Origin of the sequence: Streptomyces olivochromogenes, assembly GCF_001514115.1 — a bacterium.
Classification (GTDB): Bacteria; Actinomycetota; Actinomycetes; order Streptomycetales; family Streptomycetaceae; genus Streptomyces; species Streptomyces olivochromogenes.
This window is the reverse complement of the sequence record NZ_KQ948473.1, coordinates 36,875-56,558: the sequence shown is the minus strand read 5'-3', so window position 1 is coordinate 56,558 and position 19,684 is coordinate 36,875. Positions and strand designations below refer to the sequence as shown.

At 69.9% G+C, this 19,684-nt stretch carries 16 protein-coding genes; 4 read left to right on the top strand and 12 right to left on the bottom strand.

Annotation, left to right across the window (positions count from 1 at the left end; all coding sequences use genetic code 11):
* Positions 1-9: 9 nt before the first annotated feature.
* Complete coding sequence (locus AQJ27_RS41215; protein ID WP_054232868.1) at positions 10-267, bottom strand: hypothetical protein; 258 nt, start codon at positions 265-267, stop codon at positions 10-12.
* Between the two features lie 164 nt (positions 268-431).
* Between AQJ27_RS41215 and AQJ27_RS41210 the strand changes: the two genes are divergently transcribed.
* Positions 432-1,997, top strand: coding sequence for a purple acid phosphatase family protein (locus tag AQJ27_RS41210; RefSeq protein WP_067380919.1), 1,566 nt, complete (start codon positions 432-434; stop codon positions 1,995-1,997).
* 110 nt (positions 1,998-2,107) lie between these two features.
* On the opposite strand, the gene AQJ27_RS41205 is transcribed toward AQJ27_RS41210, so the two are convergent.
* Positions 2,108-2,977, bottom strand: a complete 870-nt coding sequence (locus AQJ27_RS41205; protein ID WP_067380916.1) for a DUF4429 domain-containing protein — start codon at positions 2,975-2,977, stop codon at positions 2,108-2,110.
* An 84-nt stretch (positions 2,978-3,061) separates the two neighbouring features.
* Here AQJ27_RS41205 and AQJ27_RS41200 point away from each other — a divergent pair, with 84 nt between their 5' ends.
* Positions 3,062-4,648: a beta-N-acetylhexosaminidase gene (locus AQJ27_RS41200; protein ID WP_067380913.1), complete on the top strand. Its 1,587-nt coding sequence runs from the start codon at positions 3,062-3,064 to the stop codon at positions 4,646-4,648.
* Positions 4,649-4,724: 76 nt separating this feature from the next.
* Here AQJ27_RS41200 and AQJ27_RS41195 read toward each other — a convergent pair whose 3' ends face one another.
* From AQJ27_RS41195 to AQJ27_RS41165, 7 genes are all read right to left on the bottom strand, one after another.
* Complete coding sequence (locus AQJ27_RS41195; RefSeq protein WP_067380909.1) at positions 4,725-6,497, bottom strand: IucA/IucC family protein; 1,773 nt, start codon at positions 6,495-6,497, stop codon at positions 4,725-4,727.
* Positions 6,494-7,063 carry a GNAT family N-acetyltransferase gene (locus tag AQJ27_RS41190; RefSeq protein WP_067380906.1) on the bottom strand — a complete coding sequence of 190 codons (570 nt, stop codon included), beginning with the start codon at positions 7,061-7,063 and terminating at the stop codon, positions 6,494-6,496. Before AQJ27_RS41190 ends, AQJ27_RS41195 begins: the two co-directional genes overlap by 4 nt.
* A complete protein-coding gene (locus AQJ27_RS41185) occupies positions 7,060-8,346 on the bottom strand; it encodes a lysine N(6)-hydroxylase/L-ornithine N(5)-oxygenase family protein (RefSeq protein WP_067380904.1) in 1,287 nt (428 codons plus the stop codon). The genes AQJ27_RS41190 and AQJ27_RS41185 overlap by 4 nt, the downstream gene beginning before the upstream one ends.
* Entirely contained in the window at positions 8,330-9,787 is a 1,458-nt protein-coding gene (gene desA / locus AQJ27_RS41180; RefSeq protein ID WP_067380901.1) for a lysine decarboxylase DesA, read from the bottom strand. The genes AQJ27_RS41185 and desA overlap by 17 nt, the downstream gene beginning before the upstream one ends.
* A 152-nt stretch (positions 9,788-9,939) precedes the next feature.
* The gene (locus tag AQJ27_RS41175; RefSeq protein ID WP_067380898.1) at positions 9,940-10,794 is read right to left on the bottom strand and encodes a siderophore-interacting protein; all 855 of its coding nucleotides are present in this window, start codon (positions 10,792-10,794) and stop codon (positions 9,940-9,942) included.
* 42 nt (positions 10,795-10,836) lie between these two features.
* Positions 10,837-11,883 carry an ABC transporter substrate-binding protein gene (locus AQJ27_RS41170; RefSeq protein WP_067380895.1) on the bottom strand — a complete coding sequence of 349 codons (1,047 nt, stop codon included), beginning with the start codon at positions 11,881-11,883 and terminating at the stop codon, positions 10,837-10,839.
* Between the two features lie 138 nt (positions 11,884-12,021).
* A complete protein-coding gene (locus AQJ27_RS41165; RefSeq protein WP_067380892.1) occupies positions 12,022-13,851 on the bottom strand; it encodes a tannase/feruloyl esterase family alpha/beta hydrolase in 1,830 nt (609 codons plus the stop codon).
* A gap of 318 nt (positions 13,852-14,169) precedes the next feature.
* Here AQJ27_RS41165 and AQJ27_RS41160 point away from each other — a divergent pair, with 318 nt between their 5' ends.
* Positions 14,170-14,517 (top strand): GntR family transcriptional regulator, encoded by a 348-nt coding sequence (locus tag AQJ27_RS41160; RefSeq protein ID WP_067380888.1) that lies wholly within the window; start codon positions 14,170-14,172, stop codon positions 14,515-14,517.
* On the top strand, positions 14,514-15,494 hold the full coding sequence (locus AQJ27_RS41155) for an SdpI family protein (protein WP_067380885.1): 981 nt from the start codon (positions 14,514-14,516) through the stop codon (positions 15,492-15,494). The genes AQJ27_RS41160 and AQJ27_RS41155 overlap by 4 nt, the downstream gene beginning before the upstream one ends.
* 96 nt (positions 15,495-15,590) lie before the next feature.
* On the opposite strand, the gene AQJ27_RS41150 is transcribed toward AQJ27_RS41155, so the two are convergent.
* Genes AQJ27_RS41150 through AQJ27_RS41140 form a run of 3 tightly spaced genes read right to left on the bottom strand, consistent with a single transcriptional unit; the run spans position 15,591 to position 19,674 of the window.
* Positions 15,591-16,751 carry an acyl-CoA dehydrogenase family protein gene (locus AQJ27_RS41150; protein ID WP_067381127.1) on the bottom strand — a complete coding sequence of 387 codons (1,161 nt, stop codon included), beginning with the start codon at positions 16,749-16,751 and terminating at the stop codon, positions 15,591-15,593.
* Between the two features lie 11 nt (positions 16,752-16,762).
* The gene (locus AQJ27_RS41145; RefSeq protein ID WP_067380882.1) at positions 16,763-17,719 is read right to left on the bottom strand and encodes a hydroxymethylglutaryl-CoA lyase; all 957 of its coding nucleotides are present in this window, start codon (positions 17,717-17,719) and stop codon (positions 16,763-16,765) included.
* Entirely contained in the window at positions 17,716-19,674 is a 1,959-nt protein-coding gene (locus AQJ27_RS41140) for an acetyl-CoA carboxylase biotin carboxylase subunit (RefSeq protein WP_067380879.1), read from the bottom strand. The genes AQJ27_RS41145 and AQJ27_RS41140 overlap by 4 nt, the downstream gene beginning before the upstream one ends.
* Positions 19,675-19,684 lie beyond the last annotated feature (10 nt).

The window sequence follows — 19,684 nt, the reverse complement described above, 5'->3', positions numbered from 1 at the left end:
ATGTATTCCTCAGCCGTAGACAATGCGGCGCAGCTGCCTGAGCGTGAGCTCCGGCGGCGCGACCGCGCGGTACTTCAGGTCCGCCTCGATCCGTTCGAAGATCGTCGCGTTGACCAGGCCCTGGGCCTGGAGCTCGCGGTGGCGGCGACGGACGTAGTCCTCGGTCGTCTCGTCGAAGTAGGCGAGCACGTCCTGGATCACCCGCAGTGCCTCGCCCCGGTTCAGGGGGGTGGAGCGCGTCAGGTGATCAACAAGTTCGTCGTGCACCCGTTGATCCTGGGGTACCAAGAGCCGATTCGCAAGAATCCTGCCCGATATCGGGCAAGTGGCTGTTGAAGGTCTTATGGGGGGCTGTTTGCAAGCTGTCCATCCTGCGTCTTGTGCCGCGTCGATTGCCGGGAGCAACTTCTGTGGCCATGGACACTCCACGCATGGGCGTACCGGAGAAGCTCGCCGAGCGCATGACCATGGCCGAGCAGCACGAGTATCTCCGCGCCAAGTTCTCCCGGCGCAACATGATCAGAGGCGGGGCCGTGACCCTCGGCGCCGTCGCGGGCGGCGCCTTCGTGCCCGGCGCCGTCGCACAGGCCGCGGTCCCGACACAGGCCGCCGCCACCTCCACCGAGAAGGTCGACGGCGCCCTCGTCGCCCCCTTCGGCCGTCACCTCGCCTTCGGCAATGACCCGCGTACGGAGATCACGGTCTCCTGGCAGGTTCCGGCCGCGGTGAAGAAGCCGTTCATCCGCATCGGCGCCCACCCCTGGGACCTCTCCCGCAAGATCGAGGCCGAGGTCCGCACCCTCTACACCCCGGCGGGCGTCGGCGCGAGCGGCGACCACACGCAGTACTACCTGCACGCCAAGCTCACCCACCTGCGCCCCGGCAAGACGTACTACTACGGCGTCGGCCACGCGGGCTTCGACCCCTGCGCGCCCCACCTGCTGGGCACGCTCGGCACCTTCACCACCGCGCCCTCGCACGCCGAGCCGTTCACCTTCACGGCCTTCGGTGACGAGGGTGTCGGTTACCACGGCCTCGCCAACGACGCCCTGCTGCTCGGCCAGAACCCGTCCTTCCACCTGCACGCCGGCGACATCGCGTACGCGGACCCGGCCGGTGCGGGCAAGAAGGAGGACACCGGCTTCGACTCGCGCATCTGGGACCAGTTCCTCGCCCAGACCGAGACGGTCGCCAAGCAGGTCCCGTGGATGCCCGCGTACGGCAACCACGACATGGAGGCCTGGTACTCGCCCAACGGCTACGGCGGCGAAGAGGCCCGCTGGACGCTTCCGGACAACGGGCCCGACAAGAAGAACCTGCCCGGCGTCTACTCCTTCGTCTACGGCAACACGGCGATCATCTCGCTGGACGCCAACGACATCTCCTTCGAGATCCCGGCGAACCTGGGCATCTCCGGAGGAACGCAGACGAACTGGCTGGAGGGCCAGCTCAAGAAGTTCCGGGCGTCCAAGGACGTCGACTTCATCGTGATCTTCTTCCACCACTGCGCGTACTGCACCTCCACGGCGCACGCCTCGGAGGGGGGCGTGCGACAGGAGTGGGTGCCGCTGTTCGACAAGTACACGGTGGACCTGGTCATCAACGGCCACAACCACCAGTACGAGCGCACGGACGTCATCAAGGGCAACGCGGTCACCAAGAAGCTGCCGATCGGCGGCACGGCGTACCCGGAGACCGACGGTGTCGTGTACGTGACGGCGGGCGCGGCGGGGCGCAGCCTGTACGCGTTCACCGCCCCGGAGTCGTACGAGGGTCACGAGAACGAGGTCGACTCCGTCGCCTCCTTCATCAACCTCAAGGACGGCAAGCAGAACGAGACGGTCGCCTGGTCCCGGGTGCGCTACCTCAACTACTCGTTCCTGCGGGTGGATGTCACGCCTGCGCACAAGGGGCGGCTGGCCACGTTGACGGTGCGGGGGATTGCCGAGACGGGTGCGGAGGTCGACCACTTCACGGTGGCCCGTCGAGTGCGTTAGGTGCGGGCCGGTGGGGGCTGGTCGCGCAGTTCCTCGCGCCCCTAAGACCACGTGGTCGTACGCCTAGAAGGCAAGGTGGGACGACCTCGGGCGGTCCTCGTCGCGGATTTCTACATCCGCTTGAGGACCGCCCGTTTGGCTGTGGCGAACTCTTCGTCCGTCAGGACGCCGGACTTGTGGAGGTCGCCCAGTTCGCGCAGGCGGCGGAGCAGGGCGTCGTGGTCGTCCTCGGGGGCGATCGCGGCCGGCTGCTCCGTCGTCCGCGCGGCTTCCGGGGAGGCCGTGGGATGCGGGAGCCGGGCCTGTACCGCCGCCGCGACCAGGGCCATCAGCGGGTCCTTCTTGAAGCCCCACAGTTCGACGGAGTTGGGGTCGTACTTCGGTGGGGCCTTGCTCTCCGCGCCGCGGACGGTGAAGCGCAGGTAGCCGTTCTCCAGGCCCACCGCGGGGTGCCACTCGACGGTGGTGAGGTCGGTGAGGGCGAGCGAGCGGGCTCCGGCGGCGGACTTGGAGTCCTCGGTCTTCCAGTTCCACTCCAGACGCACGCGCTCGCCGTCGAAGCTCGCGGTGCCGTCGCCGGCGGAGACGGACAGCGGCACGGAGGGGCCCGGGAGCAGATAGCCGTCGACCGGGTCGGCCGGCACCTGGTCCAGGAGCAGCGCGTCCCGGACCTCGTCCACGACGTACTCGGCGACGCCGTAGCGGTCGGACTCCACGGTGAGCTGGTAGGGGTCGTTCGGCTCGGCGAGCCTGCCGCCGGTCGCCTGGAGCAGCGGGTCGGCGCCGTCGCGCAGCCGGAGCCGCAACCGGCCGCTCTTCCTGCCCTGTTCGAAGGAAATCCCCGCCAATGCTCCCAGCGGGACACTCAGTTCACCCAAGGTCTTACGGAGCAGGCTCACGTTCTTGTCGCGCCCCGGAGTCAGCCGCAGCGCGTCGCCGTCGAAGGTCCACGTCCCGTCCTTCTGGATGATTTCCGCCATGAGGGGGATTGTTTCACCGGGTCTGCGGAAGAGTGGTCTATACCCATTCGCAATTCATTGCAGGGTCCTTCGAAGGGAGCGCATGTGAGACAGCACAGAACGCCCCGTCTTCTCGGTACGCTGTTGCTCGTGGCGGCCGCCGGTGTCTCAGCCGCCGGTGCCGCACACTCCGAGTCGGGCCGCACCGCGACCCCGCTCGGGCAGGTGGTGCCGGCCCCCGCCTCGGTCGACGCGGGCGGATCTCCGTACCGCATCACCGACGGCACCCGTATCCGGGTCGAGGACTCGCCTCAGGCCCGCCGGGTCGGCGACTATCTGGCCGACGTCCTGCGTCCCTCCACCGGGTACCGACTGCCCGTCACCACACATGGCGCGGGCGGTATCCGGCTGCGGATCGCGGCGGGGTCCACGGGTGCCGAGGGCTATCGCCTGGACAGCGGGCAGAGCGGCGTCACCATCACGGCCGCCGCACCCGCCGGGCTCTTCCACGGCGTCCAGACGCTGCGCCAACTGCTGCCCGCCGCCGTCGAGAAGAACTCCGTGCAGCGCGGCCCCTGGCTCGTCGCGGGCGGCACCATCAAGGACAGCCCGCGCTACGGCTACCGCGGCGCGATGCTCGACGTCTCCCGGCACTTCTTCGGTGTCGCGCAAGTCAAGCGGTACATCGACGAGTTGGCCCTCTACAAGGTCAACAAACTGCATCTGCACCTGAGCGACGACCAGGGCTGGCGCATCGCGATCGACTCCTGGCCGCGGCTCGCCACGTACGGAGGGTCCACGCAGGTCGGCGGCGGGCACGGGGGTTACTACACCAAGGCCGACTACAAGGAGATCGTGCGGTACGCGGCCTCCCGCTATCTGGAGGTCGTCCCGGAGATCGACATGCCGGGCCACACCAACGCGGCGCTCGCCTCGTACGCCCAGCTGAACTGCAACGGGACCGCGCCCCCGCTCTACACCGGCACCGACGTCGGGTTCAGCTCGCTGTGCGTGGCGAAGCCGGTGACGTACGACTTCGTGGACGACGTCGTGCGGGAGCTGGCGGCGCTCACGCCGGGCAAGTACCTCCACATCGGCGGGGACGAGGCGCACTCCACCAGCCACGCCGACTACGTCACCTTCATGGACAAGGTGCAGCCGGTCGTCGCCAAGTACGGGAAGACGGTGGTCGGCTGGCACCAGCTGACCGGGGCGCACCCGGTGAAGGGCGCGATCGCGCAGTACTGGGGGCTCGACGACACCAGCGCCACGGAGAAGGCGCAGGTCGCCGAGGCCGCGCGGAACGGGACGGGGCTCGTGCTGTCGCCCGCCGACCGGGTCTACCTCGACATGAAGTACACCGCCGACACCCCGCTCGGGCAGGACTGGGCGGGCCTGGTGGAGGTGAAACGGTCCTACGACTGGGATCCGGGCGCCTACCTTCCGGGAGCGCCGGCTTCGGCGATCCGGGGTGTCGAGGCGCCGCTGTGGACGGAGACCATCGTCAAGGGGGCCGACATCGACTACATGACCTTCCCGCGGCTGCCCGGCGCGGCCGAGCTCGGCTGGTCGCCCGCGTCGACGCACGACTGGGACACCTACAAGGTGCGGCTCGCGGCGCAGGGGCCGCGCTGGGAGGCCCTGGGCATCGGCTACTACCGCTCGCCCCAGGTGCCCTGGCCCGCGGCGTGAGCGGCGTTTGACGGGAAGGACGGGGCTCAGGAGGACCGTACTCCTGAGCCCCACCGGTTTCCGAGGCCCGCGATTTTCAGAGACCCGCGATCGGGTTCTTCAGGCTGCCGACCAGCTGGAGTGCGCCGGACGGATCGGCCAGGTCCACCATCTGCTTGTTGTTGCGCAGCTGGAGCCGGTTCAGGCAGGACAGCGCGAACTCGGGCGCGAACATGTCGTACTGCCGGAACTTGTCGGCGAGTTCGGGCGCCGACTTCTGGTACTCGCGCACGGACTCGGCGACCGTCCGCCAGAAGTCGTCCTCGTCGAGGATGCCCTCGCCGGCCAGGTCGGCCGCCAGGAAGCGGAAGAAGCAGTCGAAGACGTCCGTGAAGATCGACAGGAGTTTTTTGTCCTCGGGGACCTCGACGCGGATCCGCTCGACCACGGGCGGCAGCACCGCCTGCGGGTCCATGACGGCGATCTCCTCGGCGATGTCCTTGTAGATCGCGCGCTGCACGGCGCCGTCCTTGAGGACGAGGATGACGTTCTCGCCGTGCGGCATGTAGACCAGGTCGTAGGCGTAGAAGCTGTGCAGGAGGGGCGTGAAGTAGGCGCGCAGATAGCGGCGCAGCCACTCCACGGGGGTCAGTCCGGACCGCTCGATCAGCGCGCCCGCGAAGGAGGCGCCCGTGTGGTCGACATGGACGAGGGAGGCCATGGTGGCCAGGCTCTCGCCCTCCTGGAGCGAGGGGACCGGGCTCTCGCGCCACAGGGCCGCGAGCATTTTGCGGTACGGGGAGTAGCGGTCGGTGGCGGCCTCGTACTCCAGGTGGCGGTAGCCGACGGCGGCGCGCTCGCGGATGACCGACAGGCCGGTGGACTTGAGCACCGGGTCGTTCTCGACGAGTTGGGCCAGCCAGTCGTTGATCGCCGGGGTCGCCTCCATGTAGGCGGCGGACAGACCGCGCATGAAGCCCATGTTGAGGACGCTCAGCGCCGTCTTCACATAGTGCTTCTCGGGGCTGGTGGTGTTGAAGAACGTCCGGATGGACTGCTGGGCCAGGTACTCGTCGTCGCCCTCGCCGAGGCAGACCAGGTGGCGCTGGGCGACCTCGGCCGCGAAGGTCACCGGGAGCTTGTTCCACCACTGCCAGGGGTGGACGGGGATGAGCAGGTAGTCCTCGGGGTCCAGACCCTGTTCGGTGAGGGTGGCGGCGAACCGCTCGACCGTCCCGTCGCCCAGCTCCGCGCGGACGAACGACTCGTACTCGATGCCCACACCCGCGGTGAAGGCGGCCCGGGAGCGGTGCGCGGCCAGCCACACCAGCCGGACCGGGCTCGCGGTCTCGGGCGCGTACGAGAGGTACTCGTGCACGCCGAAGCCGAGCCGCCCGTTGTTGGCGACGAAGCAGGGGTGGCCCTCGGTCATGCCGGTCTCGATCTCCTGGAAGGAGGCCTTCGCGAGTTCGGCGGACGGGATCTGCGGCTTGGTGAGTTTGAAACAGGTACCCGAGAGGGTGGAGGAGATCTCCTCCAGGTAGACCGGCAGCACCTCGTCGCTCAGGCCCAGCGACGTCTTCAGCTCGATGAAGAAGTCGAGCGCGGCGAGCGGGAGTTCGGCCCCGTCGCGGTGGCGGGTGATCGACTCGGGGTCGACCTGCCAGTGGTCGAGGGAGCGCAGGGTGGCGGTGAAGCGGTAGCGGGTCAGGCCGTCGTCGCCGCGGACGACGTACCCGCCGTCTCCGTCGGCCTCCGGCGTGATGAGGCGCTCGTGCGCGAACTCGGCGAGGGCCTTGCGGACGAGAAGGCGGTTGGCACGCTCCCAGTGCTCGGGGGAGAGATGGGCCACGGCGTCGGCGAGGCTCATACGGTCACCCCCGCCGTCTGCTCGAACCGCTCCCGGGTGCAGAAGCTCAGCAACGCCCTTTTCTCCGGCTTCTCTATCTCGCGCTCGGGCACGAACCCGACGGCTTCGTTCAGCGCGTGCACGGCCGTGTTGCGCACGTCGGGCTCGACGACGACCCGCGCGGTCGTCGGGTCGGCGAACAGGTGCTCCATCACCGCGGTGATCACCGCCCGGGTGAACCCGTGCACCGGCGTCTCCGCCGGCGCGACCAGGAAGTGCATGCCGACATCCCCGGGCGCGGGCTCGTACAGACCGACCAGCTCCACGTGCGCCGGGTCGTACCGCTCCATCAGGAACACGGGTTCGCCGTCCAGCGACCCCAGGAACGCGTCGTGGTACTCGCTGGCCGCGATGGCCATGTACTCGCGCTCCACGTCGTGCAGTTTCGCCTCCTGCATCATCCAGAAGGCGGCCTTGGGATGCGTCACCCAGCCGTGCAGCAGTTCGGCGTCCTCGATGGGGTCGAGGGGGCGGATGGTGAAGGTGCCCAGGTCGGTGGTCGTGCCTGTCCGGCTCGTGGTGCTCATACGGCGAACTCCTGGAACGCGATCGTCTTCTCGACCGGGTAGTACTCGGTGCCGAGCAGCTCACGGATGATGGACGCGTTGCGGTACGGGCCCATGCCCAGGTCGGGGCTGGTGATGCTGTGGGTGTGGACGCCCGCGTTCTGCAGGAAGACGCCACGGCCCGTGGTGTCGATGGCGTAGTTGCGGGCCACGTCGAAGTTGCCGCGGGTGTCGTAGCGCAGCCGGCCCTGGACCGGCTTGAGGAACGCGGGCTCGGCGTACTTGTAGCCGGTGGCCAGGATCAGGCCCTCGGAGCTCAGCTCGTAGTCCTTGCCCTGCTCCTCCTGGCGCAGGCCCAGGGTGTACGTGCCGTTCTCGTGAGCGGCCGTGTTCAGGGAGGAGTTGGTGAGCAGACGCGTCGGGACGGGGCCGCCGAGGTTCTTCTGGTAGAGCAGATCGAAGATCGCGTCGATCAGCTCGCCGTCGATGCCCTTGAACAGCCCCTTCTGCTCCGTCTGGAGGCGGTAGCGGGTCGGCTCGGGCAGCGCGTGGAAGTAGTCGATGTACTCCGGGGAGGTCATCTCCAGCGTGAGTTTGGTGTACTCGAGCGGGAAGAAGCGCGGGGAGCGCGTGACCCAGTTCAGCCGGTAGCCGTGGACGTCGATCTCGCTGAGCAGGTCGTAGTAGATCTCGGCGGCGGACTGGCCGCTGCCGACGAGCGTGATCGACTTCTTCGCCTGGAGCTCCCGCTTGTGCTGGAGGTAGCGGGAGTTGTGGATGAAGTCGCCGCCGAGGTCCGCGCAGGCCTCGGGGATGTACGGGGGTGTTCCGGTGCCGAGGACCAGATGGCGGGCGCGCAGCACCTCGCCGGCCGCCGTCCGTACGTGGTACAGATCGCCCTCGTACGTCACTTCCTCGACCGTCGTGCCGAAGCGGACGCTGCTCAGTTTCGAGGCGGCCCAGCGGCAGTAGTCGTCGTACTCGACCCGGAGCGGGTAGAAGTTCTCGCGGATGTAGAAGGAGTACAGCCGCCCGGACTCCTTGAGGTAGTTGAGGAAGGAGTACGGGGAGGTCGGGTCGGCGAGGGTCACCAGGTCCGACATGAACGGGGTCTGGAGGTGCGCGCCCTCCAGGAACATCCCGGAGTGCCACTCGAAGTCCGGCTTGGACTCCAGGAAGACGCCGTCCAGTTCGGCGATCGGCTCGGTGAGGCAGGCGAGGCCGAGGTTGAAGGGCCCGAGCCCGATGCCCACGAAGTCGTGGGTCTTTCCAGTGGCTTCGACGGATTCAGGAAGCGCGGTCAAGGGACTCTCCCAGGTACTGCTCGGCGTGGCCGGCGATCAGATCGAGCACGGCGGCGATGTCGTCGGCCGTGGTCTCGGGGTTGAGCAGGGTGAACTTCAGGTAGTGGCGGCTGCCGACCTTGGTGCCCGCGACGACGGCGTCACCGGAGGCGAACAGGGCCTTGCGGGCGTAGAGGTTGGCGCGGTCGATCTCGGCCGGGTCGGTGACGGCGGCCGGGATGAAGCGGAAGACGAGGGTGGACAGGGACGGCTCGACCACCACGTCGAAGCGGGGGTCGGCGGCGAGCAGCTTCCAGCCCTCCTGGGCCAGGTCGCAGACCTCGTCGAAGAGTTCGCCGATGCCGTCGGCGCCCATCACGCGCAGCGTCATCCACAGCTTGAGGGCGTCGAAGCGGCGGGTGGTCTGGAGGGACTTGTCGACCTGGTTGGGGATGCGCTCCTGGACCATGCGGCGCGGGTTCAGGTACTCCGCGTGGTAGGTGGCGTGGCGCAGGGTGGCGGCGTCGCGGACCAGCACGGCGGAGGAACTCACGGGCTGGAAGAAGGACTTGTGGTAGTCGACGGTGACGGAGTCGGCGCGCTCGATGCCCTCGAGGCGGTCCCGGTTCTTGAGGGAGGTGAGCAGTCCGCAGCCGTAGGCCGCGTCCACGTGCATCCAGGCGCCGAACCGGGAGCACAGCTCGGCGATCTCGGGCAGTGGGTCGATGGAGCCGAAGTCGGTGGTGCCGGCGGTGGCGACGACGGCCATCGGGACCAGGCCGTCGCGCTCGCAGCGCTCCAGTTCGTGGGCGAGGGCGAGCGTCTGCATGCGCTTGTCGTGGTCGACGGGGATCGAGACGACGGCGTCCGCGCCGAGGCCCAGGAGTTTGGCCGACTTCTTGACGCTGAAGTGGCTGACCTCGGAGGCGAAGATACGGAGTTTGGCGGCGTTGTCGCCCGGTCCGCTCCCTGGCTTGGCCTCCTCGCGGGCCAGCAGCAGGGCCTGGAGGTTGGACTGGCTGCCGCCGCTGGTGAACACGCCGTCGGCGGCCGGGCCGAGGCCGATGCGTTCGTTGGTCCAGTCGATGAGCCGGCGCTCGATGAGGGTGCCGCCGGCCGACTGGTCCCAGGTGTCCAGGGAGGAGTTGACGGCGGACAGGACGGCCTCGCCGAGCACGGCGGGTATGACCACCGGGCAGTTGAGGTGCGCGAGGTAGCGCGGGTGGTGGAAGTAGATCGCGTCCCGGAGGTAGACCTCTTCGAGCTCGTCGAGGACGGCGCTGGTGTCGTGCAGCGGGCGGTCCAGGTCGATCTGCTCGATACGGGGAGCGAGGGCGTCGACCGTGACGCCCGTGAACGGCCGGTCGGTGGTGGCGAGTTTGGCCGCCACCCGCTCGATTCCTTCGGTCACGGAGCGGCGGTACCGCTCCGCGGTCGTGTCATTGAGCAGGTGCGAGCGCATGTGGGGGTCCTCCGTGCGGGAGAGTCCGAGCGGGACGGGTGGGGGCGAGGGCTGGGCCGGGACGAAAAGAGGGGCGGGGCCCAGTTCGACTTAGGTTAGCCTAACCTAAGTCGAACTGCGACCCCGCCCCACCTGTGACTTCTCGCGAACGGTCAGTCCTGTTCGCGCAGTTGCTCCTCGGTCAGCCCGCGCCGCCAGTAGCCGACGAAGGTGACCCGCCTGCGGTCGATGCCGCGCTCGCGCACGAGATGACGGCGCATTTCCTTCACGCACCCGGACTCGCCCGCGATCCAGGCGTACGGGCTCTCGGTGGCGGGAAGCCGGGCGGCCCGTACCGCGTCGACGGCCATGGGGGCCCCGTCGTCGCGCACGAGCCAGGTGATCTCCGCCTCGGCGGTGACCAGCAGGTCCTGGACGTCCTCGGCGTGCTGGACCTCAAGCCAGGCGCGGACGCGGGTGCCGGCGGGCAGGGACTCGAGGATCGCGGAGGCGGCGGGCAGCGCGGTCTCGTCCGCCCACAGGACGACCAGGTCGGTGTCGGCGGGCGGGCGGAAGCGGATCGCCCGGTTGTCCTCGACCGCCGGGCCGAGCAGTACGACGCGGTCACCGGCCGCCGCACGGGAGGCCCACCGGGACGCGGGACCCGCGGGGACCTCGGCGTCCGGCTCCACGCCGTGCAGGACGAAGTCGATGTCGATCTCGCTCGCATGGCCCCGGGTGTCCCGGCGCAGCGCCCGCAGTGTGTACGAGCGCATCACCGCCCGTTCGTCGTCGGGGAGTTCGCGCCACCCCTGCCACCAGCCGTCGCCCAGCTCGTGGGGGACGGCCGGCTTGCTCTGGCCGGGGTGCGGCAGGAAGAGGGAGAGGCTCTGGTCCCGGCCGTGGGAGGCGAAGGCCACCAGGTCGTCACCGGCGAAGGTGATCCGGACCAGCGACGGGCCGAGCCGCCTCGTCCGTACGACCTGGAGGGAGAAGAAACGGAACGGGGCGGCTACGGCCGTCGTCATGGGGGCTCCTGAGTCATCGTCAGGTGATCACGGCAGGGGGTGTCAGGCGACCTTCTTGGCCTTCTCGATCGCCTCGGCGAGGTTGTCGAGGAGCGGGGTGCACTTGTCGTACGACACGATCGGCTCGGGGGAGCGGGCGATGACCTGGCCGGCCTTGACCGCGGGCAGCTTCTTCCAGGTGGCCTCGGTGATGTCGGCCGGCTGGATGGTCGCGCTGCGGTCGTCCATGACGATGATGTCCGCCGGGTACTTGTCGACGTTCTCCCAGCTCAGGTTCTCGAACCAGCCGCCGCTGGCCTTCAGGGCCTTGGCGGAGGGCTCGACGATGTTCACGCCGAGTGCCTTGAAGTACTCCAGGTCGATGGAGAGGTTCGAGCCGGAGACGTAGAAGATGTCCTGGCTCGCGGAACCGGCGAGCACCTTGATCTCGGGGCGGGCCTTGGCCGCGGTGCGCAGCCGCTCCGCGGCCGTCTCGAACTTCTTCTTGGCCTCGGCGATCTTGGCGGACTTCTCGTCGGCGCCCAGCGACACGGCGAGCGCGAGCATGCGCTCCAACGACGCGGGCATCTGGCGGTCGTAGACGGAGATGCCGACGCTCGGGGCGAGCTTGAGGATCTTCGCCTTGGACTCCTCGGGGACGTACCAGAGGGTGCCCGCGGAGTCGAACATGGTGGAGATCAGCACGTCGGGCGCGAGGGCCGCGTACTTCTCGATGTTGAACTGGCCCCACTCGTTGCCGAGGACGGTCAGCTTGCTGACGTCCATGTCGCCGGCCTGGACGTCGGCCTTGCCGTCCTTGGTCGTGGTCGGGCCGAAGACGCCCTTGACCTCGATGCCGTAGTCGTAGAGTGCGGCGGCGACACCGGTGAAGGCGACGATGTTCGCCGGGGTCTTGTCCAGCTTCACCGTCGTGCCGCGGTCGTCCTTGAAGGTCCAGGGGCCGGACTTGGCGGCGGCCTTCGTCGACTCCGAGCCACCGCTTTTGCCGTCGTCGTCGCCACAGGCGGCGAGGACGGCACCGAGACCGAGGGCGCCGCCGGCGGCGAGGATGCCGCGGCGGGTGAGGTGGGTGGCACGGGCGTTGGACATGTGTGTGGCTGCTTTCGGCACGGGGCGGGAGCGCCCGCCGGACAAGTTCGAAGGTAGGTTAGCCTAACCTCACCACTTGTCCAGGGGGCGGGTGCCCTCCGCCCGGGCCCGTGGGCCGCCGGTCTGTCGATCGGGCGGTCAGGCCCTGCCCTTGGACACCACCCACTTGCCGTGCACCCAGTTGCCGACCGTCTCGTAGCCGGAGCGGAAGGAACCGAGCCGGTTCAGCGTCAGGTTGGCCTCGGCGGTGGACCTGACGGGCGTGTAACTGCCCGCGTCGTCCGACGGGCCGCCCGTGGTGTTCTTGGCGACGTAGGGGAAGGGATAGACGGGGCGGGTGGCGGTGGTGTTGCCGCCGCTGTCCACGGACCTGGTCGTCAGACTGCTCGGGGCCTCGCCCTTGGTGACCCAGTCGGTCATCGCGGTCAGCGCGTCGAAGGTGTCCGGGCCCTGGCCGCCACCGCAGTGCGCGACGCCGGGGAGCAGGAACAGCCGGGCGAAGCCTTCCGTGGCCGCGCTGCCGCCCATGACCTTCTCAACCGCCTTGTAGTACGCCATCGTTCCGACCGCCGGGATGTGCTGGTCGCCCAGGCCGTGCCAGAGGATCAGCTTGCCGCCGGCCGCCTTGAACGCCTTCAGGTCCGGGTCGGTCGCGTCGTACATGCCCTCGTTGGGCTCCATGACCTTCTTGTAGTAGGCCGCGGTGAACTTGACGTCCTTGTACGTCAGCGTCGGCTGCGGGCTGTCGAAGATCTGGTACCGGAGGGTCTCGCGGACGAAGCTGATGTCGCCGGAGGCGCCGGTGGCCGTGGCGGGCGTGATGATCCCGGCCCAGTTCAGCTCGGAGCCGCGCAGCTGGTAACCCGGGTACAGCAGCTTGCCGTTCTCGTCGGTGGGCCCCGCGTAGATCCTGCGCAGGGTGGTGACCTGGTCCGCGGTCAGGCAGTAGTCCTCGCTCGTGGAGGTCTGCCCGGCCGCGCACCGGATGGCCGCCGGGTCCCAGGTGCAGCTCAGCGGGTCGGCGATGATGCCGTCCGTGGGAGCGCCGCAGCCCTTGAGTACGGCCGCGTGCAGGGCGGCGAGGTCGGCGTTGGTGATCGTGGCCGGGCCGCCGCCGAGATAGACGGACTGGGCGGTCCAGGCGTGCGAGAAGGTGTTCAGCGCGGTGAAGTTGTTGGCCGGGGCCCCGGCGATGATGCCGTCGAAGTCGGCCGGGTAGCGCTGGGCCTCCGTCAGGGCCTGGTGGCCGCCCTGCGAGCAGCCGTCGAAGTACGCGTGGTCGGCGGCCTGTCCGTAGTACCGCTCGATGACGGCCTTGGCCGCCTGGGCGAGCTGGTGGTCGGACTTGTAGCCGAAGTCGGCGCGCAGCGTCGGGTCGGCGGAGAACAGGCCGCCACCCTGGTAGTGGCCCTCGTCGCTGGCGGCCACGGCGAAGGCGCCGCTGGTCAGGGGGACACAGCCGGCCGAGGCGGGGGCGCTGCCCACGTTCACGTTGCCGCAGAGGCCGCCGCAGCCGACCTGGAGGTAGTTCGCCTGCCAGCCGGTCTCGGGAAGCTTCACCTCGAAGTGGATCTGCGGGGCGATCACGCCCTTCACGTCACAGGCCGCCCAGTCGCCCAGGGTGTTGTTGCCCGCGGCCAGCTCCGTGGCCGAGGTGATCTCGAAGGGCACGCCCGGGACGACGGCGGCCAGGTCCAGTGAGGTGAGGCCGGCGCAGGACATGGCGGGCGCGATGCCGGAGGGGGTGGCGCTGGTCGTGGTGGCGATGTTGGCGGCGACCTTGGAGGCGGAGGTGACCTTGGTGGAGGCGGCGGAGGCGGCGGCGGAGGCGGCGGCGGAGGCTTGCGCGCCGCCGGTCGCGCCGGCCGCGAGTGCCACGCTCACGCCGGTCACGAGCGTGAGGGCGGTCGCGAGGGTGGCCATGAAGGTGGCCGACTTCCACCGACACCATCTGGACAGCGTGGCCATGCTCGGTCTCCATTCGTTGGGCGATCGACGGCTTGCGCGGACGTGCGGATCGGATCGCGACGGCGGTGACAACCTCCTTCCGCACCCACGACTTTGCGGGGGCGGTACGGCGAAGGAACGTAGCCCGGTGGCAATCTCGACGCAAGACATGTCGACGAAATTGTCGACGATTTCGCCAGGCGTTTTGCGGCGCCCGCGGCGTCGAAGGGGGCGAAGCGTGCGGCGGCGAAGGGGGCGAAGTGCGCGGTGGCGACGCCGTGTCGTTTGTCTCGAACCGCACCCGCACTTCAAGCAGTTGGTGCTATTTTCACTAGCACCATGCTGTTGAGGCTGAACACCGCGGACGGTCGCCCCCTGCACGAGCAGGTGGCCGGCGTGATCCGGCGCGCCATCGCCGAGGGCGAGTGCGGGCCGGGAGACCGCCTTCCTCCGGCCCGGGATCTTTCCCAGGCCCTGGATGTGAACGTCAACACGGTTCTGCGGGGCCTTCGGGCGCTGCGTGACGAAGGGGTGTTGGAGTTCCGGCGGGGCCGGGGTGTGACGGTGGCCGACGGGGCGGACCAGCGCTCCGTCCTGCTGCACCGCGTACGCGACCTGGTGACCGACGCGGCGCACCTCGGCTACAGCAAGAACGACCTCATCGAGATGATCAGGGGGATCTCGTGACCGAACAGGGGCGCAAGAGCGGAGCGGCGTGGGGCGCCGTCGGCTGGGGCGTCGGCGTCCTGGCCCTTTTGGTGGCGCTGCCGTTGGCCGCGAGCGGCCGGCTCCCGGACCGACTGGCGACCCACTGGGAAGCAGGCTCGGACAGGCCCGACGACTCCATGCCGCTCTGGGCCGCGGCACTCTTCCCGGCGCTGATCTGGGGTGTGCTGGTGTTCGGCGTCGTGCTGACGCTGCGCCGGGCAGGGGCCGGTCGCGGCGTACCAGGGTGGGCGGCTGCGGGCCTCGGCTTCGGCGGTGTGACACTGCTCGGCGCGCAGGCATCGGTCGTACGGGCGAATCTGGACCGCGCGGACTGGCACGAGGCGGGATCGGTGACGAGCGGGGTCGTGGGCACGCTCGTTGTGGCGGCCGCAGCGGGCGCGGCCGGTCTGCTGGCCGTGCGCCGGGCGCCGGACGAACCGCGGCCCGCGGCGGACGGCCCGACCCTGGACATTCCCGCCGGGCAGCGGGTCGTGTGGCTCGCCCGCACGTCGAACTCCTGGCTCCACGCGCTCGCCGCCCTGACCGGGCTGCTCGCGATCGCCGCCGTCGTGTCGGCGCTCGCGGGTCTGACGGACCTTCCGTTCCTGCTGGCGGCCGCGCCGTTCGCCTTCGCGTCCCTCCTGGTCCTCGGCTGCTCCTCGGTGCGGGCGCGAGTCGGCGAGCGAGGTCTGGACGTCGCCTTCGGGCCCTTCGGCTGGCCGGCACGACACTGGGCCGCCGAGGACATCGAGTCGGCACGCGTCGAGAACCGCACGCCCGCCCAGGTCGGCGGATGGGGCTACCGGCTGAGCGGGCTGGGAACCACCGTGATGCTGCGCGGTGGCGAGTGCCTGGTCATCCACCCCTCAAGGGGCAGGGATTTCGCCGTGAGCGTGGACGACGCCGAACGCGGAGCCGCCCTGCTGAACTCCTTGAGTGCCCAGCACACAAGCTGAGGGACAGGTTCTGGCCCGGCTCGCCAATCCATTGGCAATCCATGGCCACCACCGGCGTATGAACGCCTGACGTCAGCCCGTCAGCCCGTCAGCCCGTCAGCCCGTCAGCCCCAGCTCCCTCGCGATCAGCATTCGCTGTACCTCGCTCGTGCCCTCGCCGATCTCCAGGATCTTGGAGTCGCGCCACATGCGGGCCACCGGGTACTCGTTCATGAAGCCGTAGCCGCCGTGGACCTGGGTGGCGTCGCGGGCGTTGTCGACGGCGATGGTGGAGGAGTAGAGCTTGGCGACCGCCGCCTCCTTCTTGAAGGGCTCGCCCGCGACGAGGCGGGACGCGGCGTCGCGCCAGCCGACGCGGGCCATGTGGGCCTTCATCTCCATGTCGGCGATCTTGAACTGGATGGCCTGGTTCGCGCCGATCGGGCGTCCGAACGCATGGCGCTCCTTGGCGTACTTCACCGACTCGTCGACGCAGCCCTGCGCGAGCCCGGTCGCCAGAGCCGCGATGGCGATGCGGCCCTCGTCCAGGATGCGCAGGAACTGGGCGTAGCCGCGGCCCTCCTCGCCGAGCAGGTTCGCGGCCGGGACGCGGACGTCGGCGAAGGACAGCTCACGGGTGTCGGAGGCGTTCCAGCCGACCTTCGAGTACGGGGCGGCGACCGTGAAGCCGGGGGTGCCGGACGGGACGATGATCGCGGAGATCAGCGGCTTGCCGTCGGGCTTGCGTCCGGTGACGGCGGTGACCGTGACCAGGCCCGTGATGTCCGTGCCGGAGTTGGTGATGAAGCACTTGCTGCCGTTGATGACCCATTCGTTCGTGTCCGGGTCGAGACGGGCGGTCGTGCGGGTCGCGCCGGCGTCCGAGCCGCCGTCCGGCTCCGTCAGGCCGAAGGCGCCGAGGATCTCGCCGGAGCAGAGACGGGGGAGCCACTCCCGCTTCTGGGCCTCCGTGCCGAAGAGGTGGATCGGCATCGCGCCGAGCGAGACGCCCGCCTCCAGGGTGATGGCGACGGAGGAGTCCACCCGGGCGAGCTCCTCCAGGGCGATCCCGAGGGCGAGATAGTCGCCGCCCATGCCGCCGTACTCCTCGGGGAAGGGCAGTCCGAACAGGCCCATGCGGCCCATCTCCCGCACGATCTCGTACGGGAACTCGTGCCGCTCGTAGAAGTCGCCGATCTTCGGTGCCACGACGTCGTGCGCGAACTCCTCGACCGTACGGCGGAGTTCTTCGAGTTCGGGGGAGAGGCGGTGGTCCAGGGACATGGGGATCATTCCTTGTGGGAGAGGGCTTTGACCGTGCGGGACGGGCTGGGTCGGCCCAGTCGCTCGGCCATCCACACGCTGGTGGCGGTGAGGCGGGCGAGGTCGACACCGGTGTCGATGCCGAGGCCCTGGAGCATCCATACGAGGTCTTCGGTGGCGAGGTTGCCGGTGGCGGACTTGGCGTAGGGGCAGCCGCCGAGCCCGCCCGCGGAGGCGTCGACGGTGGTGACGCCGTGCTGGAGGGCGGCCAGGGTGTTGGCGAGCGCCTGGCCGTAGGTGTCGTGGAAGTGCACGCCGAGCGCGCTGGTCGGCACGCCCTCCTCGTTCAGCTCGGCGAGGAGGGTCTGCACATGACCCGGTGTCGCCACGCCGATCGTGTCGCCGAGGCTCAGTTCGTCGCAGCCCATGTCCATCAGGGCCTTGCAGACGCGTACGACCTGGTGGATGGGTACGGGCCCCTCCCAGGGGTCGCCGAAACACATCGAGATATAGCTGCGGACGTGCACCTTGCCCGCCTTGGCCCGGGACACCACCGGCTCGAACATGGCCAGGGACTCGTCGACGGTCCGGTTGAGATTCGCCTTCGCGAAGGACTCCGTCGCGCTGGCGAAGAGGGCGACGTGGCGGGCGCCGAGGGCCAGCGCCCGGTCCAGACCCCGTTCGTTGGGCACGAGGACCGGGAGGTGCACCCCCGAGGACCTGCCCAGGTCGCTCACGAGCGGGAACAGCTGCTCCGCGTCCGCCAGTTGGGGCACCCACTTGGGGTGGACGAAGCTGGTGGCCTCGATGGTGGTCAGGCCCGAGTCCGCGAGGCGCCGGACGAACTCGGCCTTCACCTCCGTCGGCACGGTCGCCTTCTCGTTCTGCAGCCCGTCGCGCGCGCCGACCTCGTAGATCCGTACCCGCGCGGGCAGCTCCGGGGCCGCCACGGCCATGGGGAGGCCGAGTTCGGGGGTGCTCATGTCGTCTCCTCGTACGGTGTCGTTTCCTCGTACGGCGTGATCACGGCCAGCACCTGGTCCATGGCGACCGTGGTGCCCGGCGTGACGTCCAGCTCGCTGACGGTCCCGGCGTGCGGGGCGGAGATGACGTGCTCCATCTTCATCGCCTCGACCACCAACAGGCTCTGCCCCGCGGTCACCTCGTCGCCCACGGCCACCTTCACGACGGTCACCGTGCCGGGCATGGGCGCGGTGAGCGAGTCCACCCCCGCGTGCGCGGCGCCGGTGAGGGAGGCGGCCACGGGGTCGTGGTCGCGCACGTGCCAGGCGTCACCCTCGCGGCCGAGCCAGTCGCCGGCGCGGTGGAAGGTGTGGCGTACGCCGTCGAGGGTGACGGAGACCCGGCCGGGGGTGACGGTGCTCGTGCCTCGCGGACGGTGAGCGACGGGTTCGAGTCCCGGCGCGCGCAGGTGGAACACCACGGGCGCGGGCTCGCCGCCCAGACGCCAACCGCTGGGCACCGAGAAGGGGTCGGTCCAGCCGCCCTCCGCCGGGGCCAGCGACGACAGCCGTACCGCGGCAGCGGCGTCGTACACCTCCTCCGGTACGTCGCCGGAACCGGAGAGCAGTTCCTCCGCCTCCCGCTCCACCAGCCCGGTGTCCAGGTCCCCCGCCACCACGGCCGGATGGGCCAGCAGCCGTCGCAGGAACCCGGCGTTGGTCGGCACGCCGAGCGTGACCGTCTCCGCGAGGGCGGCGCGCAGCTTGCGCAGCGCGCTCGCGCGGTCCGGCCCGTACGCGATGACCTTGGACAGCATCGGGTCGTAGAGCGAACCGACCTCCGTGCCCTCGCTCAGCCCCGAGTCGGTGCGCACTCCGTCGCCCTGGGGTTCGTGCAGGGCGAGCACCGTGCCGCCGGACGGCAGGAAGCCGCGTGCGGGGTCCTCGGCGCAGATGCGTGCCTCCACCGCGTGCCCGGTGAGGGTGATGTCCTCCTGCCCGTACGGCAGTCGCTCGCCCGCGGCGACCCGCAGCTGCCACTCCACCAGGTCGAGTCCCGTGACCAGCTCGGTGACCGGGTGCTCCACCTGGAGGCGGGTGTTCATCTCCATGAAGTAGTACGACGACGGGTCGGAGCCAGGGACGATGAACTCGACTGTGCCCGCGCCCTCGTACCCGCAGGAGCGGGCCGCCTGGACGGCCGCCTCGCCCATTGCGGCGCGGGTGCCGGCGTCGAGGAGCACGCTCGGCGCCTCTTCGATGATCTTCTGGTGGCGGCGCTGGAGGGAGCACTCGCGCTCGCCCAGGTGGACGACGTTGCCGTGGCCGTCGGCCAGGACCTGGATCTCGATGTGCCGGGGGCGGTCGACCCAGCGCTCGACGAGGAGGGTGTCGTCGCCGAAGGAGGCGCGTGCCTCGCGGCGGGCGGCGGCGATCTCCTCGCCCAGCGCCGACGTGTCCCGCACCAGCCGCATGCCCTTGCCGCCGCCGCCCGCGGACGGCTTGAGCAGCACGGGCATGCCGATCTCCCGTGCGGCCTCGGCCAGCTGGGCGTCCGTGAGGCCGCTGCCGGACGAGCCGGGAACGACCGGGACCCCGGCCGCCTTCACCGTCTCCTTGGCGCGGATCTTGTCGCCCATCAGCGCGATCGCGTCCGCGGGCGGGCCGATGAAGACCAGCCCGGCGTCGGCGCACGCGCGCGCGAACGACGCGTTCTCGGCGAGGAAGCCGTACCCGGGGTGCACCGCCTGGGCCCCGGTGCGAGCGGCGGCTTCGAGGAGCCGCTCCACCGACAGATAGCTCTCGGCGGCCGGCGCCGGACCGATCCGTACCGCCGTGTCCGCCTCGCGCACATGCCGGGCGTCGGCGTCCGCGTCGGAGAAGACGGCGACCGAGCGCACGCCGAGCGCGCGCAGGGTGCGGATGACGCGTACGGCGATCTCGCCCCGGTTGGCCACAAGGACTGTCTCGAACATCTCGGGCACC

What these genes read in the sequence shown, in the direction of transcription:
- AQJ27_RS41210 (WP_067380919.1), top strand. Translation starts at nt 432, where the DNA reads ATGGGCGTACCGGAGAAGCTCGCCGAGCGCATGACCATGGCCGAGCAG.
- AQJ27_RS41205 (WP_067380916.1), bottom strand. Translation starts at nt 2,977, where the DNA reads ATGGCGGAAATCATCCAGAAGGACGGGACGTGGACCTTCGACGGCGAC.
- AQJ27_RS41195 (WP_067380909.1), bottom strand. Translation starts at nt 6,497, where the DNA reads ATGAGCCTCGCCGACGCCGTGGCCCATCTCTCCCCCGAGCACTGGGAG.
- AQJ27_RS41190 (WP_067380906.1), bottom strand. Translation starts at nt 7,063, where the DNA reads ATGAGCACCACGAGCCGGACAGGCACGACCACCGACCTGGGCACCTTC.
- desA (WP_067380901.1), bottom strand. Translation starts at nt 9,787, where the DNA reads ATGCGCTCGCACCTGCTCAATGACACGACCGCGGAGCGGTACCGCCGC.
- AQJ27_RS41175 (WP_067380898.1), bottom strand. Translation starts at nt 10,794, where the DNA reads ATGACGACGGCCGTAGCCGCCCCGTTCCGTTTCTTCTCCCTCCAGGTC.
- AQJ27_RS41170 (WP_067380895.1), bottom strand. Translation starts at nt 11,883, where the DNA reads ATGTCCAACGCCCGTGCCACCCACCTCACCCGCCGCGGCATCCTCGCC.
- AQJ27_RS41165 (WP_067380892.1), bottom strand. Translation starts at nt 13,851, where the DNA reads ATGGCCACGCTGTCCAGATGGTGTCGGTGGAAGTCGGCCACCTTCATG.
- AQJ27_RS41160 (WP_067380888.1), top strand. Translation starts at nt 14,170, where the DNA reads ATGCTGTTGAGGCTGAACACCGCGGACGGTCGCCCCCTGCACGAGCAG.
- AQJ27_RS41145 (WP_067380882.1), bottom strand. Translation starts at nt 17,719, where the DNA reads ATGAGCACCCCCGAACTCGGCCTCCCCATGGCCGTGGCGGCCCCGGAG.
- AQJ27_RS41140 (WP_067380879.1), bottom strand. Translation starts at nt 19,674, where the DNA reads ATGTTCGAGACAGTCCTTGTGGCCAACCGGGGCGAGATCGCCGTACGC.